Source organism: Reyranella sp. (assembly GCF_004296935.1).
Taxonomy (GTDB): Bacteria; Pseudomonadota; Alphaproteobacteria; order Reyranellales; family Reyranellaceae; genus Reyranella.
Genome location: NZ_SCVH01000134.1, coordinates 1 through 14967, shown reverse-complemented (window position 1 = coordinate 14967; position 14967 = coordinate 1). Strand labels below are relative to the sequence as shown.

Below are 14967 nucleotides of genomic sequence, written 5' to 3'. Positions count from 1 at the left end.
CTTGCCGCCGCGCGCGGCCGGGCGACCGCCGCCACCGCCCGATGCCGGGGCACTGCCGCCGGCATCATCGTCCATGCCGCCGGCCGGACCGCCACCGCCGCCCTCGCCGCCGCTGCGGCCGTCGAGCATCGTCAGCGCGCCGCCGAAGCGCGGGATCACGACCTCGGTCGTGTAGCGCTCCTGGCCGCTCTGGTCGGTCCACTTGCGCGTCGAGAGCTGGCCCTCGATGTAGATCTTAGAACCCTTGCGCACGAACTTCTGGGCGACTTCCGCCAGCTTCTCGTTGAAGATGACGACGCGGTGCCACTCGGTGCGCTCCTTACGCTCGCCGCTTTGGCGATCCCGCCACGTATCCGACGTGGCAATAGACATGTTCACCATGGATCGGCCGTCCTGCATAGACTTCACTTCCGGGTCGCGACCCAGGTTGCCGACGAGAATGACTTTGTTGACGCTGCCCGCCATGGGGGCCTCCTTCGCTTTCCCGGTGCCGCGGGTCGCGGCACCTACCTCACGGCGCGCAAGGTAGACCCACCCGCCTGTGGGCAGCCACCAATTTTGGGTTGTGTCGATCCGGAGACCCGACGTGAGGCTGGCTCATGGCAGCCCTCTGACAATTCATTGGCCGTGCAAGCAGAGCCTCCCCTATCCTCCGGCCCCATGAGCAAATCCTTCCACGTTCCCGAGGTCTCCCGAGGCCAAGCCTACGCCATGCTGGGCGGGGCGGCGCTGATGATGACCCTGGCCATGGGCATCCGGCAGAACCTCGGCCTGTTCCAGGCGCCGGCGTCCAAGGAACTGGGCATCGCCATCTCCGACTTCGCCCTCGCGATCTCCGTACAGCAGGTTGCCTGGGGCCTCAGCCAGCCGATCGCCGGTGTGTTCGCCGACAAGCACGGCACGCGCTGGGTGGCGCTGATCGGCAGTGCCCTGTTCATCCTTGGCATCTGGCTCACGGCCACCGCTGAGGGCGCCCTTGCGATCGTGCTGGGGGCTGGCGTGCTGATCGGCGTAGCGCTCGCCTGCACGACCTCGGGCATCACGGCCAATATCGCCGCTCGCGTGGTCGAGCCCAACCGGCGCACGCTTGCCTTCGGACTCGTCTCGGCCGCGGGCTCGGTCGGCACCATGCTGACGGCGCCGATTGCCGCCTACCTTCTCAATACCGACGGCTGGCGGGCCGCGGTTTGGGCCTTCGTCATTCTCGCCTTCGCCATGCTGCCGGCCGCCTGGATCGGCAGCCGCGCCGACAGGTTGCCCAACAGCCTGCCGACCGACCGCGATCTGACGCTGATGGGTGCCCTCGAGGAGGCGCGCCGCCACAGCGGCTACGTCGTCATGGCGATAGCCTTCTTCGTCTGCGGGCTGCAGCTCGTGTTCCTCACCACCCACCTGCCGACCTACCTCGCCCAGTGCGGCATGGATGCGAGCTACAGCGCCATCGCCCTGATGCTGATCGGCGGCTTCAACATCCTGAGCTCTTGGCTGTTCGGCTGGCTGGGCGACCGCTATCCCAAGCGCCTGCTGCTGGGCGGCATCTATCTTCTGCGCTCCCTCACGCTGGCACTGTTCTTCATGTTTCCGCCGACCCCGCTCAGCGTGATCCTGTTCGGTGCCGCCATGGGCACGCTGTGGCTGGGTGTCATCCCCCTGGTCAACGGCCTGGTGGTGCAGATCTTCGGCCTGCGCTTCCTGTCGACCCTGACCGGCATCGCCTTCCTGAGCCACCAGGCGGGCTCGTTCCTCGGGGCCTGGGGCGGCGGCTATCTCTTTGATCTGATGGGTTCCTACGACCTCGCCTGGAAGATCGGCGTCCTGGTCGGGCTGGCCGCCGGCACCATGCAGTTGCTGATGAACGACCGGCCCACGGACCGCGTGCTAGCAGCGCAAGCACAGACGGCCTGATATCAAGGCTGGCGGGCCTGGGGGTTAATCGCCATATGCGGTGATCCCGCGCATACCCTATTCTCCGGTCCCTATGGCCAAATCCCGCTTACCCGTCGCCGAGCCGCACCGTTTCATTTCGATCCGTGGTGCGCGCGAGCACAATCTCAAGAACGTCGACCTCGACCTGCCGCGCGACCGGCTGGTGGTGATCACCGGTCTGAGCGGTTCCGGCAAGTCCTCGCTTGCCTTCGACACGGTCTACGCCGAGGGCCAGCGCCGCTACGTCGAGAGCCTGTCGTCCTATGCGCGCCAGTTCCTCGAGCTGATGCAGAAGCCCGACGTCGATTCCATCGAGGGCCTGTCGCCGGCGATCTCGATCGAGCAGAAGACGACCTCGCGCAACCCGCGCTCGACGGTCGGCACCGTCACCGAGATCTACGACTATCTCCGCCTGCTGTTCGCGCGCGTCGGCGTGCCTTACTCGCCGGCGACCGGCCTGCCGATCGAGAGCCAGACGGTTTCGCAGATGGTCGATCGCGTCAAGGCGATGGCCGACGGCACGCGGCTCTACCTGATGGCGCCGATCGTGCGCGGCCGCAAGGGTGAGTACCGCAAGGAACTGCAGGAGCTGCAGCGCAAGGGCTTCCAGCGCGTAAAGGTCGACGGCAAGCTCTACGAGATCGCCGAGGCGCCGGCGCTCGACAAGAAATACAAGCACGACATCGACGTGGTCGTGGACCGCATCGTGGTGAAGCCCGACCTCGGCAATCGCCTCGCCGATTCGATCGAGACGGCGCTCACCCTGGCCGAGGGCCTCGCCATCGCCGAGAACGCCGACACCGGTGAGCGCACGGTGTTCTCGGCCCGCTTCGCCTGTCCGGTCTCGGGCTTCACCATCGAGGAAATCGAGCCCAGGCTGTTCTCCTTCAACGCCCCGCAAGGCGCCTGCCCGGCGTGCGACGGTCTCGGCGTGAAGATGTTCTTCGATCCCGAGATGGTGGCGCCGGACGATCGTCTGTCGCTGGCCGAAGGCGCGATCGCGCCATGGGCCGATTCCTCGGGCCAGTATTACATGCAGACGCTCGAGAGCATCGCCAAGCACTTCAAGGTCAAGATGTCGACGCCGTGGCGCGACCTGCCCAAGAAGGTGCGCGACACCATCCTCCAGGGCAGCGGCGGCGAATCCATCGCCATGCGCTACGACGACGGCATTCGCCAGTACCAGACCACCAAGCCGTTCGAGGGGGTCATCCCCAACCTCGACCGTCGCTGGAAGGAGACCGATTCCTCCTGGGTGCGCGAGGAGCTCGAGCGTTTCCAGCACGAGAGCAAGTGCGAGGTCTGCGGCGGCGCGCGGCTGAAGCCCGAGGCGCTGGCCGTCAAGATTGGCGGGCTGCACATCAGCCAGGTCACCGAATTCTCGATCGGCGATGCCGTCAGGTGGTTCCTCGACCTGCCGCCCAAGCTCACGGCCAAGCAGCGCGAGATCGCCGAGCGCATCCTGAAGGAGATCAACGAGCGGCTGGGATTCCTCGACAACGTCGGCCTCTCCTACCTCACGCTCGACCGTGGCTCAGGCACGCTGTCGGGCGGCGAAAGCCAGCGCATCCGGCTCGCCTCCCAGATCGGCTCCGGCCTCACCGGCGTGCTCTATGTGCTCGACGAGCCGTCGATCGGCCTGCACCAGCGCGACAACGACCGGCTGCTGAAAACACTGACCCGACTGCGCGACCTCGGCAACACGGTGCTGGTGGTCGAGCACGACGAGGACGCGATCCGCTCCGCTGACCATCTGGTCGACATGGGCCCGGGCGCCGGCGCGCACGGCGGCCATGTCATTGCCCAGGGCACGCCCGAGGAAGTCATGCGCAACAGCGCCAGCCTCACCGGCCAGTATCTCTCCGGCTTCCGCCAGATCCCCATCCCCAAGGTACGGCGCGAGCCGCCACCCCAGGGCAAGGGCGGCCGCTGGCTGACGGTCAAGGGCGCCAAGGAGAACAATCTCCAGAACGTCACGGCCAGCATTCCGCTCGGCACCTTCACCTGCGTCACCGGCGTGTCAGGCAGCGGCAAGAGCACGCTGATCGTCGAGACGCTCTACAAGGCGCTCGCCAAGCGGCTGAACAATGCCCGCGAGCATGCCGGCGTGCACAGCGGGCTCGACGGCGTGGGCCACCTCGACAAGATCGTCGACATCGACCAGTCGCCGATCGGCCGCACGCCTCGTTCCAATCCCGCCACCTACACTGGCGCCTTCTCGCCGATCCGCGACTGGTTCTCGCAGCTGCCGGACTCGACGGAGCGCGGCTACAAGCCCGGGCGCTTCTCGTTCAACGTCAAGGGCGGGCGCTGCGAAGCCTGTCAGGGCGATGGCGTCATAAAAATCGAGATGCACTTCCTGCCCGACGTCTACGTCCAGTGCGACGTCTGCAAGGGCAAACGGTACAACCGCGAGACACTCGAGATCGTCTTCCGCGGCAAGTCGATCGCCGACGTACTCGACATGACGGTCGACGAGGGCTGCGAATTCTTCAAGGCCGTGCCGATCATCCGCGACAAGCTTCTGACCCTGCAGCAGGTCGGCCTCGGCTACATCCACATCGGCCAGCAGGCGACCACGCTCTCGGGCGGCGAGGCGCAGCGCGTCAAACTCGCCAAGGAACTGTCGCGCCGCGCCACCGGCCGCACGCTCTACATTCTCGACGAGCCGACCACCGGCCTGCACTTCGAGGACGTGCGCAAGCTTCTCGAAGTGCTTCACCGCCTGGTCGAGACCGGCAACACGGTGCTGGTGATCGAGCACAATCTCGAAGTCATCAAGACCGCTGACTGGGTCCTCGATCTCGGTCCCGACGGCGGCGCCGGCGGCGGCCGGCTGGTCGCCGAAGGTCCGCCCGAGGCGATCGTGAAGGTGGCCGAGAGCTACACCGGCCAGTACCTCGCCCGCCACCTGCCGCGCAGTTCAGCGACCAAGAAGCGGGCCTAGCTTCCGGCGGGTCGTCGCTGCCACCCGATGTCGCCAAGGTCGTAGCCGAACTGGCGCTCGACGACGTCGGGCGTGGCGTCCGAGGCATCACCCTTGCGGCCGGCGACGCGGGCCTGGGCCACCTCCTTGGGCACGTCGAGCCAGATGCCCTCAAAGGGCACGCCGATCCGGGCCGCGAGCGCCTCTGCTGCCTGACGCTTGTCCGCGCGGGCAAAGACCGCGTCGAGCACGACGCTGTGACCAGCTCGCAAGATACGTTCAGCGCGCGACAGAAGAGCAGCGTAGACCCGGGCCGAGGACTCGGGTGAATAGCTTCCCGCCGGCATCCGCTCCTCCAGTCCGATGCCGGCCAGGCGCTTGCGCTCGACGTCGCTCCGCACCACGGCGGCGCCAGGTGTCCGGCCGATATCCGGGGCCAGCCTCAGCGCCAGGGTCGTCTTGCCGCTGCCCGACAGACCACCGACGGCCATGAGGCGTGGCGGCACCGGCTGCAGGAAGGCAAGTGCTGCCCGCTGGTAGGCCCGCGCGGGAGCGTTGTCAGCGCCGCTGACAGCGGTCGCCGAGGAATCGACATAGGCCCGGATCGAGGCACGGCGCGCGAGAAAGAGCGGCAGCAATGCCAGCGCTTCATCGTGTGGCGCCGCCGGCAGCTCGGCGATCCGCCACAGCCATTCGTTCAACAGCCGGTTGGCGAGCGCCCCCAGGCCCTGCCGCGACAGGTCCATCAAGGTGAAGGCGAGATCATAGAGGACGTCGATGTTGGCGATCTTGTCGGAGAATTCGATGGCGTCGAACGGCACCGGCTCACCGGCCAGCAGCACGATGTTGCGCAGGTGGAGATCGCCGTGGCAGCGCCGTACCGCCCCGGCCGCCTGGCGCCGCGCCACCAGATCCATCCACGGCTCGAGCGCCCGCGGCATCGCCTCGGCCAGCGCCTCGCTGGTCGGCGGATCGAGGCGCTCGCCGGCCTCGCGCATCTGGCGCACGTCGGCGGCCACCGAGTGCCGGTAGTCGTCGGGCCCGCTGAAGCCCGCGGCAATCGCCGGCAAGCCATCGTGAAAGCGGGCGACGCGCGCACCCAGCGCCGTCATCAGTTCCGGCGTCAGCGCGCCGCGCGCTGCCATGCGATCGAGCAGCCCGTCTTCGTCGAAGCGGCGCATGACGACCAGCCAGTCGACCGCATCGTCGCACGCCTCGCCCGGCTCGCCCAGCACGAGGGCGCCGTCGCGGCCGCGCCGGACCGGCGCAACCCCGAGATAGACCTCGGGCGCGAGCTGGCGGTTGATGTCGATCTCGGCGGCGCACATGACGGCGCGCCGGCCCGAAGTAGAGAAATCCATGTAAGGAAACTTCACCGCGCGCTTCAGCTTGTAGGCGCGCTCGCCCGAAAGAAACACGACGGCGCCATGGGTGTCGATGCGCCGCGCCGGCGCCAGCCGGGCGCCGAGAAAGTCGATGACCTCCGACTGATCTTCTACGACGAAGGATGGACGGGTTGTCACGGTTTCAAGCGAACCCGACACGTCGTTCCTCGACGCCGAAGGGATCGACGTGAAGGATGATCTCGGCATCCGGGAATGCCGCCTGGATATCGGCTTCGACCTGGTCGCCGATCTCGTGCGCCCGCGTGAGGGCGAGCGTGGGGTCGAGTTCGATGTGAAGCTGGATGAATTTGGTGAGACCCGAGGATCGGGTGCGCAGGTCGTGGATGTCCTGTACCTCGGGATGACGCCTGGCGATGTCCACGATACGCAGCCGATCCGCGTCCGGAAGCTCCCGATCCATCAGCACGTCGAGCGAGCCGCGCCCGACACCCCAGGCACCATGGATCAGGTACAGCGCCACTAGGGCCGCCATGCCGGCGTCGATCAGCGGCTGGTTGAAACGGCCTGCCAGGAACAGCGCGATACCGACCGCAACGTTGCTCACGAGATCGGTCTTGTAGTGTGCCTTGTCGGCGCCGATGGCGATGGAGCCGGTCCGCTTCACGACGTAGTTCTGGAAGACCACCAAAGCCAGGGTGAGCACGATGGCGAGCAGGCTGACGGCCACGCCCACCGCCTCATGCCGGACCTCGTGCGGATGCAGGAGGCGGTCGCCCACCGTCAGCAGCAGGCCGCCACCCGACGCAGCGATGAAGCCGGCCTGGGTCAATCCCGCCAAAGCCTCGGCTTTCCCATGACCGAAGCGGTGGTCGGCGTCGGCCGGAGTCAGCGCCTGGCGGACGGCGAGGAAGGTGACCAGGGAAGCGAGGAAGTCGAGCGACGAGTCGACCAGCGACGACAGCATGCTGACCGACTCGGTGATCAGCCAGGCCGCCGTCTTGGCGCCGATCAGGGCCACCGCCACCGCCATCGAGGCGATGGTCGCTGCCCGCATCAGACGCGGAAGATCGGCCGTCATCATCGCCTCAGGGGAAGAGCGTCCGTGTGGTCCAGGGCTCACCCGGCCCCGGCCGGCGATATTCGAGGCGGTCGTGCAGCCGAAACGCCCCATCCTGCCAGAATTCGATCAGCAGGGGCTGCAGCCGGAACCCGGACCAATGGGCCGGCCGCGGCACGGTGCCGATCAGGTGTTTGGCGCCATATTCGGCCACCCGCTTTTCCAGGGCAAAGCGGCTCTCGAGCGGACGCGACTGTTCGGACGCCCAGGCGCCAATCTGGCTGCCCCGGGCCCGGGTCGCGAAATAGGCATCAGCCTCCTCCGGAGTGGTCTGCGAGACCGGCCCTTCCAGCCTGACCTGGCGGCGGAGCGACTTCCAGTGGAAGAGCAGCGCGGCCTTGGTATGGGCCAGCAAATGCTGGCCCTTGCGGCTTTCGTAGTTCGTGTAGAACACGAAACCCGCCGGATCGTAGCCCTTGAGGAGCACCATACGGGCCGAAGGCGTGCCATCGGGCCCAACCGTGGCCAGCGCCACGGCGTCAGGATCGTTGGGCTCGCTCTTGGCGGCCTCGGCGTACCAGTCCCTGAAAAGCGCCAGGGGGTCGGAATTCTCCCGGATCATGACCTACAATATAGGGGGCCGCCGAAGCCTTCCACCACCGGCATCTTGTCCCAATGGCGATCCCCCGCTAAGAACAAGGGATGACCGTTGCTGCACAATTAATGGCCGGAAAAAAAGGCCTGATCATGGGCGTCGCCAACGAGCGCTCGATTGCCTGGGGTATCGCCAAGGCTTGCCACGACAACGGCGCCAAGGTTGCCTTCACCTTCCAGGGCGAGGCCCTGGAAAAGCGCGTCCGGCCTCTGGCCAGCTCGATCGGCAGCGATATCATCCTGCCCTGCGACGTCACCAACGCCGCCAGCATCGACGCCACCTTCGCCGAGATCGAGAAGCGCTGGGGCGAACTGGATTTCCTGGTCCACGCCATCGCCTTTTCGAACAAGGATGAGCTCAAGGGCCGCTACCTCGACACCAGCCCCGAGAACTTCCAGCTCACCATGAATGTGAGCTGCTACTCCTTCACCTCGGTGGCGCAACGTGCCGTGCCGCTGATGAAGAACGGCGGCAGCCTGCTCACGCTCACCTACTACGGCGCCGAGCGCGTTATCCCCCATTACAACGTCATGGGTGTGGCCAAGGCCGCCCTCGAGGCGAGCGTGCGCTATCTGGCCGCCGATCTCGGTCAGCAGAAGATCCGCGTCAACGCCATCTCCGCGGGACCGATCAAGACGCTGGCCTTCGCCGGCATCAACGACGGGCGCTATATACTGAAGTGGAATGAACTCAATTCACCGCTGAAGCGCAACGTCACCACTGAGGAAGTCGGCAACGCCGGCCTTTACCTGCTGTCGGACCTGGGCACCGCGGTCACCGGCGAAGTGATGCATGTCGATGCCGGCTACCACGTCGTCGGCATGATCAATACCTCGTCGGCCAAGCAGATCGCCGAGCTGCTCGGCAATTTCGAGGGCGAGTAGGCCGGCGGCCATGGCCGGCAACAGCTTCGGCACTCTTTTCCGGTTTACGAGCTGGGGCGAAAGTCACGGGCCGGCGATCGGCTGCATCGTCGACGGCACGCCGCCGCGCATTCCCCTCGCCGACGCCGACATCCAGGTCTGGATGGAAAAGCGCCGTCCCGGCCAGTCGCGTTTCGTCACCCAGCGCCAGGAACCCGACACGGTAAAGATCCTGTCCGGCGTGTTCGAGGGCGTCACCACCGGCACGCCGATTGCGCTCCACATCGACAACGTCGACCAGCGCAGCCGCGACTACAGCGAGATCAAGGATCAGTTCCGGCCGTCCCATGCCGACTACACCTACCTGAAGAAGTACGGCGTGCGCGACTATCGCGGCGGCGGCCGGCAGTCGGCCCGCGAGACCGCGGTACGCGTCGCCGCCGGCGCCATCGCCCGCAAGATCCTGGGCGATGCTGTTTCCATTCGCGGCGCCGTGATCCAGATCGGCACCCAGAAGATCGACCGGGCGAACTGGGACTGGACCGCCACCGGCGACAATCCGTTCTGGTGCCCCGACCGGCAGGCGGCCCAGAGCTGGGAGGGTTACCTCGACGACGTGCGCAAGCGCGGCAGCTCGTGCGGCGCGGTGATCGAGGTCGTGGCCTCGGGCCTGGCCGTGGGCCTAGGCGATCCGGTCTACGACAAGCTCGACGCCGATCTCGCCAAGGCGCTGATGAGCATCAATGCCGTGAAGGGCGTAGAGATCGGCGACGGCTTCGCGACCGCTTCCATGAGCGGCGAGGACAACGCCGACGAGATGCGCATGAAGAACGGAGAGGCCACCTTCCTCAGCAATCATGCCGGCGGCATCCTGGGCGGCATCTCGACCGGCCAGGACGTCGTCTGCCGGTTGGCCGTCAAGCCGACCAGCTCCATCCTCTCGACTGTTCGCAGCATCGACCGTCACGGCAATGAGGTCGAGTTGCGGACCAAGGGCCGCCACGACCCCTGCGTCGGGATCCGCGCCACGCCGGTGGCCGAGGCCATGGTGGCGTGCGTTCTGGCCGACCATCTGCTGCGCCATCGCGCCCAGTGCGGCTGAGGCCGACGGCATGGCGGCCCACAAGCCCGTCGAGGCCCGCTATAGCCCCGTGCACAATATCGGCATGGCCGTCGTCGCCGCGGTCATGATCGTTGGCGCGATCGTGCATTTCGCCACCAATTCGGCGAACGCGCCGACGCTGTCGCTGAACGATCCGCGCTTCGTGCTTTTCTCCGTGCTCGCCCTGGCGATGGGCTACTACGGGTTCGTCGGCGTCAGCCGCTTCAAGAATCGCGAGCCGCAGATCGTCATCGATCACAATGGCATATTGCTGGGCTTCGGTCGTGACCGGCGCTTGGCGTGGGACGATATCCAGTGGGTCAGGTTGCGCCGGCTGGCCATGCGCCCGCAGCTCCAGATCGGGCTCTTGCCGGAGGCTTTCATCGCGGCCGACCTCAAACTCTCGCTGTGGGGTCTCGACGACAGCTTGCGTCCGATCCGCGGCATGCCAGCCGCCGTTCTCGTCCGCGACAATGGGCTCGACCTTTCGTCGTCCGCGATGCTTGACGCTGTTCGGACATTTCGGCCGAATCTTACGAAATCCTAGGCCCGACTGGAGACTCAGCCATGCGGCGATACCTCGTTGGCCTCTTCGCGACCATCGGCGTCCTGACGCTTCTTCTGGTGGCTGGCGGCGTCGCCCTGCTCGCTTACAACCCGTTCGCGGCCGGGCCGTTGCCGCGGTCGATGGTGCTGTCACTCGACCTGCGCAACGTGCCGCCCGAAGCCGCGTCCTCCGACCTGTTGCATGGCGGCCTGTTCCGCAGCTCGCGCGACCTCGTCGATGTTGTCCAGCTCCTGTGGCAGGCAGCCGACGATCCGCGCGTCATCGGGCTGTTCGTCGAGATCGGCGACGATCAGGCCGGACTCGCACGTGTCCAGGAGCTGCGCCAGGCGATTGCCAGCTTCCGCGGTAAGGGCAAGTTCGCGGTCGGCTTTGCCGAATCGCTGGGTGGCAGCGGCAGTCACCTCGGCGACTACTACCTCGCCTCCGCGCTCGACCAGATCTGGCTGCAGCCGAGCGGCGGCTTCGCCGTGACCGGGATCGCCGTCGAGACCCCCTTCCTCAAGGGCGGGCTGGACAGGCTCGGTGTCCGGGTCGAGGGCGGCAAGCGCTACGAATACAAGAGCGCGCCCGACAGCCTCCTGGAGACGGGCTACACCGGCCCTGCCCGCGAGAATCTGCAGCAGCTCCTCGACAGCCTGTTTGGCCAGTTCGTCGCCGACATGGCACGCGATCGACGCCTCGAAGCGGCACAGGTCCGACGTCTCATCGACGCGGCGCCGTTCGATGCGGAACGGGCGCGCGAGGAAGGCCTGGTCGATCGGATCGGCTATCGCGGCGATGCCCTGGAGGACGTCTGGCAGCGCGCCGGCCTCGTTCGCGATCTGGTGTCGCTCGCCGACTACGCAGGCGACGCCGCGCGGCCGGTCCCGCGCGGCGACGTCATTGCCCTGATCCGGGTGAACGGGCCGATCGTCTCCCGCCCCAGCGGCGACGGCGGCCTGCTCGATGACGATGTCGTGGCCAACGCCGAGGATGTGGTCGATGCCCTCGAGAACGCGGCGCGATCCAAGGAGGTACGGGCCATCGTGCTGCGCATCGATTCGCCGGGCGGCACCTATCCCGCCGCCGATGCCATCGCCGACGCCGTGGGTCGCGCCCGGGCCGCCGGCAAGCCGGTCATCGCCTCGATGAGCGACGTTGCGGCGTCCGGCGGCTATCTTGCCGCTGTTCGTGCCGACGTGATCGTGGCTCAGCCGACCAGCATTACTGCGTCGATCGGCGTGTTCACCATCTGGCCGGTCGCATCGGAACTGCTGGCCTCGCTGGGCGTCAAGGTCGAACGGATCTCGGTCGGCACCAATGCCGGCATGTACTCCGCCTTCCAGCCGCCGACGGCGGCGCAGCGCGCTGTGGTCGGGCGTGAACTGGACGGTGTCTATCGCGAATTCACGCGCCAGGTCGGCGAAGCGCGCAAGCTCGATGGCGCCAGGCTCGACGCGGCCGCGCGCGGCCGCGTCTTCAGCGGCATCGATGCCAAGCGTGCCGGCCTGATCGACGAATTGGGCGGGCTGCAGCTGGCACTCAGCATCGCCAAGGCAAAGGCGGGGATCGACGAGACGCGCCAGGTCGAGATCCGCCGCTATCCGGATGAACACGACCGCTGGCAACGCCTGTTCGATCGCCTGTTCCGGATGACCGGCGTCGATGCCGGCGGTCCCACGGTTCGCGCCCCGCGCGAGGTCCGCGAGGCACTGGCACGGATGGGCATCGTGGCACGCCCCGGCAACGTGCGCCTGCCGCCGCTGCCACCGCTCTGGCGTTAACGCCGACGCCGGCCACCCTTTACGTCAAGCAAGGAGCCTCATGTCGAATATCCCCGACGACATCTTCACCGAACCCGAGGATATCTCACCGGACACGCTGGCCAACCTTGGCCCGCTGCGCCGCCTGGCCGGCGTATGGCAGTCCGATCAGGGGGTGGACGTCAGTCCCAAGGCGGAAGGCCCCGAACGACGCGTCTACCGCGAACATATACGAATGGAGCCGATCGATCCGCAGCCCAACGGGCCCCAGCTCCTCTATGGACTGCGCTACCACATCCATATCAACACGGCCGAGGAAGCCACCACGTTCCACGATCAGGTCGGTTACTGGCTGTGGGAACCGGCCACCGGGCTGATCATGCAGAGCATCGCGATTCCGCGCGGCCAGGTGGTGCTGGCAGGCGGAAAGGCGGCGCCGGACGACAAACGCATTTCGGTGGAAGCGCGGCGCGGCGATACGCGCTTCGGAATTTGCTCGACGGGCTTTCTCGAGGAGGCGTTCCGCACCGACTACTACCGCATCGACATCACCTTCAACGATGACGGCAGCTGGACCTATGTGACGCGCACGGATCTGGCGGTCCGCGGCAAGGAGCCGGCCTTCAACCACAACGACACCAACACCTTGCGGCGGATCGCGCCGCCTGTGCCGAACCCGCTCGTCGGTCTTCTGAAGGACGACAAGGCGGGCTAGCGCCGCTCGCCCAACAGCGCGACGATGGCCCGCCACATGGCCCAGGCATTGCCAAGGCTGACGGCGTTGAATTCGACGTGGCCGATGTCGTCCATCAGGAACAGCGAAACGCGCGCGCCCGATGCCGATGCCGCCAGGCTCTGGCTCTCGCTGTAGGGCACCAGCGGATCGCCCTGGCCATGGACCAGGATGAGATGACCGCGCAGCCTCCCGAGGTCGTAGAGCGCAAGGTTGAGCCCGTCGATTTCATGGCGGACACGCTCCGGCAGGTCCGCGATCAGGGCAACCACGGCATCGGGGTCGCGGTTGTCGACCACGGCCAGGACGGCCCGCCCCTGCGGTCCCAGCGCTGCCGACAGAGGTGCGATATCGGCGTCTGCATTGCGGAAGCGGCGCCGCGCAATGTCCTGCAGCAATCTGGCGTCGGTGGCGTTGTCGAGGCGGCCGGCATTGGCGTGCAGGAACGCCCAGCGGCCGTAGCTGTTGGGTTCGCGTCGGAACTCCCGGCCGTCGCCCATCGGACGGAAGGCGCCGGTCGTGATGAAGCGGATCGCCGCCGTGATGTCGTGATAGCCGCCGATGCTGACCAGGAACGCGACCCGCGCCGTCAGGTCGTCTTCCAGCATGGCGATGACTGCCGGCCCGACGGCGTAGGAAATGGCCGCCACACCGAGCGGGATGTCAGGCTGCCACTTGCCCAGTTGCCGCAGCGCGCTCGCGACCCGGCCGCCGTCGGCGCGTGAGAGCGCGAGCTGGCGCACCTCGGGCAGCTCCGGCACGAGCACGGCGAAGCCCGCGCGCGCGAAAGTTCGCGCCAATGCCTGCAAGCGCGGCTCGTCGCGGCCCAGCACCGCGGCACCGGGCACCAGGACCATCGCGGCCCGGACATTGCCGGTGGGCAGATAGAGATCGCCTTCGCCGCTGTCCCAGCGCGTCGGATACTCGCTCGGCGGGTCGGTCACCTCCTGCCACACGGTAGGCGCCCCGCCAGCCGCGAGGTCCCACATGACCAATGCCGCCTCACCCCATGTCATCGGTCGGCCCACGACGAACAGCAGCGCGACGACCGCCGCCAGCCCGATCGCCAACCGGCCTAGCGTCTTCATGCAGCGAGACGGTGGGTCGCGAGGGTTTCTAACCTTTCGCCCTCACGACGGAGCAGCGCCAGCTCCTCGATCCGGCCGGTCATCGGCAGATGCTGGCGCCCGACGATGCGCGCCACCTGCTCAGCCTCGGCGGCGTGGTTGAACAGGCCCAGCGTGATGTGCGGCTGAAAAGGTATGGCCCCCGGCACCGGGTTGAGCGTCTCGTACAATTCGGTCAATTCCACGGCACCGTCGGACGGCTCGGCGAAAAGATGGAGATCGTTGCGCACAATGCGGTCGATCATGAACCAGAACGGCCGGCGCTCGATTGCCTCCAGCGCCGCGCGCAATGCCGCCTCACGCTCGAGCGGCACGCCGAACACCAGCGTGAAATGCGGACCGATCATGTCCGCTTGCGTGAGGTGATACCGCGCCCGCAACCGGCGCAGCGCGATGTCGTCTGCCTCGCCGAGCACCGGCCAGGCCACGACATACAGCATCAGCTATAGCTCTTGGCCATGCCCAACGCCGGGTCCATCACCGCGCCGTAGGGCGGGAACGGGTAGCGCAGCCCGTTCTTGCCGAGATGTCCCATGCCTTCGATGGCGCGCAGGAATTCGTCCGGCGGACAAGCCATCAACAGTTCGTCGTCGGCCACTCCACCGTAACGGCGCTCGGCGAAGCAGGGCAGCGACAGCGAGGTCTGCCGCGTGGCGAGTGCCCGGCCCCAGGAGTCGGCGCAGGCGCTCTCGCCCGTCACCGTGAAGTCGTAGCGGCGGTAGCGGTGATACTGCAGGCCGTTGATGAAATAGATCATCTGCCCGGGCGTGCCGTAGAACATGCAGATGTCGGGCGGATCGAGGCGCGCCGAACGCAGCGGCGAGACGACCAGGCCGTTGTACTTGCCGTCCGGCACGCGCGGCATCTGCGCCTGGTGCGCGGCCGAGGCCTCCTTGTTGCCGAACCACACGCCGTTCATGTG

14 protein-coding genes are annotated in these 14967 nt (G+C 67.1%); 7 read left to right on the top strand and 7 right to left on the bottom strand.

The window, feature by feature from the left end; translation table 11 throughout:
* Positions 1–465 (bottom strand): single-stranded DNA-binding protein (ssb, locus tag EPO55_RS18965; protein WP_296338696.1); only part of this gene is annotated, 465 nt, incomplete at its 3' end.
* Between the two features lie 195 nt (positions 466–660).
* Here ssb and EPO55_RS18960 point away from each other — a divergent pair.
* Both EPO55_RS18960 and uvrA read left to right on the top strand, forming a co-directional pair.
* Positions 661–1905, top strand: a complete 1245-nt coding sequence (locus tag EPO55_RS18960) for an MFS transporter (RefSeq protein WP_296338695.1) — start codon at positions 661–663, stop codon at positions 1903–1905.
* Between the two features lie 73 nt (positions 1906–1978).
* Entirely contained in the window at positions 1979–4873 is a 2895-nt protein-coding gene (uvrA, locus tag EPO55_RS18955) for an excinuclease ABC subunit UvrA (RefSeq protein WP_296338694.1), read from the top strand.
* Here uvrA and EPO55_RS18950 read toward each other — a convergent pair.
* Genes EPO55_RS18950 through pdxH form a run of 3 tightly spaced genes read right to left on the bottom strand, consistent with a single transcriptional unit; the run spans position 4870 to position 7877 of the window.
* Complete coding sequence (locus tag EPO55_RS18950) at positions 4870–6375, bottom strand: bifunctional aminoglycoside phosphotransferase/ATP-binding protein (protein ID WP_296338693.1); 1506 nt, start codon at positions 6373–6375, stop codon at positions 4870–4872. The genes uvrA and EPO55_RS18950 overlap by 4 nt on opposite strands.
* A 4-nt stretch (positions 6376–6379) precedes the next feature.
* Positions 6380–7276, bottom strand: a complete 897-nt coding sequence (locus EPO55_RS18945) for a cation diffusion facilitator family transporter (RefSeq protein ID WP_296338692.1) — start codon at positions 7274–7276, stop codon at positions 6380–6382.
* Between the two features lie 7 nt (positions 7277–7283).
* A complete protein-coding gene (gene pdxH / locus EPO55_RS18940) occupies positions 7284–7877 on the bottom strand; it encodes a pyridoxamine 5'-phosphate oxidase (protein ID WP_296338691.1) in 594 nt (197 codons plus the stop codon).
* 80 nt (positions 7878–7957) lie between these two features.
* Here pdxH and fabI point away from each other — a divergent pair, with 80 nt between their 5' ends.
* The 5 genes from fabI to EPO55_RS18915 are packed head-to-tail and all read left to right on the top strand — an operon-like array spanning position 7958 to position 12900.
* Positions 7958–8794, top strand: a complete 837-nt coding sequence (gene fabI, locus EPO55_RS18935; RefSeq protein WP_296338690.1) for an enoyl-ACP reductase FabI — start codon at positions 7958–7960, stop codon at positions 8792–8794.
* A gap of 10 nt (positions 8795–8804) precedes the next feature.
* Positions 8805–9875, top strand: coding sequence for a chorismate synthase (gene aroC / locus EPO55_RS18930; protein WP_296338689.1), 1071 nt, complete (start codon positions 8805–8807; stop codon positions 9873–9875).
* A 10-nt stretch (positions 9876–9885) separates the two neighbouring features.
* On the top strand, positions 9886–10422 hold the full coding sequence (locus EPO55_RS18925; RefSeq protein ID WP_296338687.1) for a hypothetical protein: 537 nt from the start codon (positions 9886–9888) through the stop codon (positions 10420–10422).
* 20 nt (positions 10423–10442) lie between these two features.
* Positions 10443–12206, top strand: coding sequence for a S49 family peptidase (locus tag EPO55_RS18920; protein ID WP_296338685.1), 1764 nt, complete (start codon positions 10443–10445; stop codon positions 12204–12206).
* Positions 12207–12246: 40 nt separating this feature from the next.
* Positions 12247–12900 (top strand): heme-binding beta-barrel domain-containing protein, encoded by a 654-nt coding sequence (locus tag EPO55_RS18915; protein WP_296338683.1) that lies wholly within the window; start codon positions 12247–12249, stop codon positions 12898–12900.
* Here the strand turns inward: EPO55_RS18915 and EPO55_RS18910 are convergent.
* The 3 genes from EPO55_RS18910 to EPO55_RS18900 form a co-directional block, all read right to left on the bottom strand.
* Complete coding sequence (locus tag EPO55_RS18910) at positions 12897–14006, bottom strand: hypothetical protein (protein WP_296338682.1); 1110 nt, start codon at positions 14004–14006, stop codon at positions 12897–12899. The two genes, EPO55_RS18915 and EPO55_RS18910, sit on opposite strands and share 4 nt — an antisense overlap.
* On the bottom strand, positions 14003–14485 hold the full coding sequence (locus tag EPO55_RS18905) for a 2'-5' RNA ligase family protein (protein ID WP_296338680.1): 483 nt from the start codon (positions 14483–14485) through the stop codon (positions 14003–14005). Before EPO55_RS18905 ends, EPO55_RS18910 begins: the two co-directional genes overlap by 4 nt.
* On the bottom strand, positions 14485–14967 hold a 483-nt coding region (locus EPO55_RS18900; RefSeq protein WP_296338678.1), incomplete at its 5' end, for a DUF169 domain-containing protein. The genes EPO55_RS18900 and EPO55_RS18905, both read right to left, overlap by 1 nt.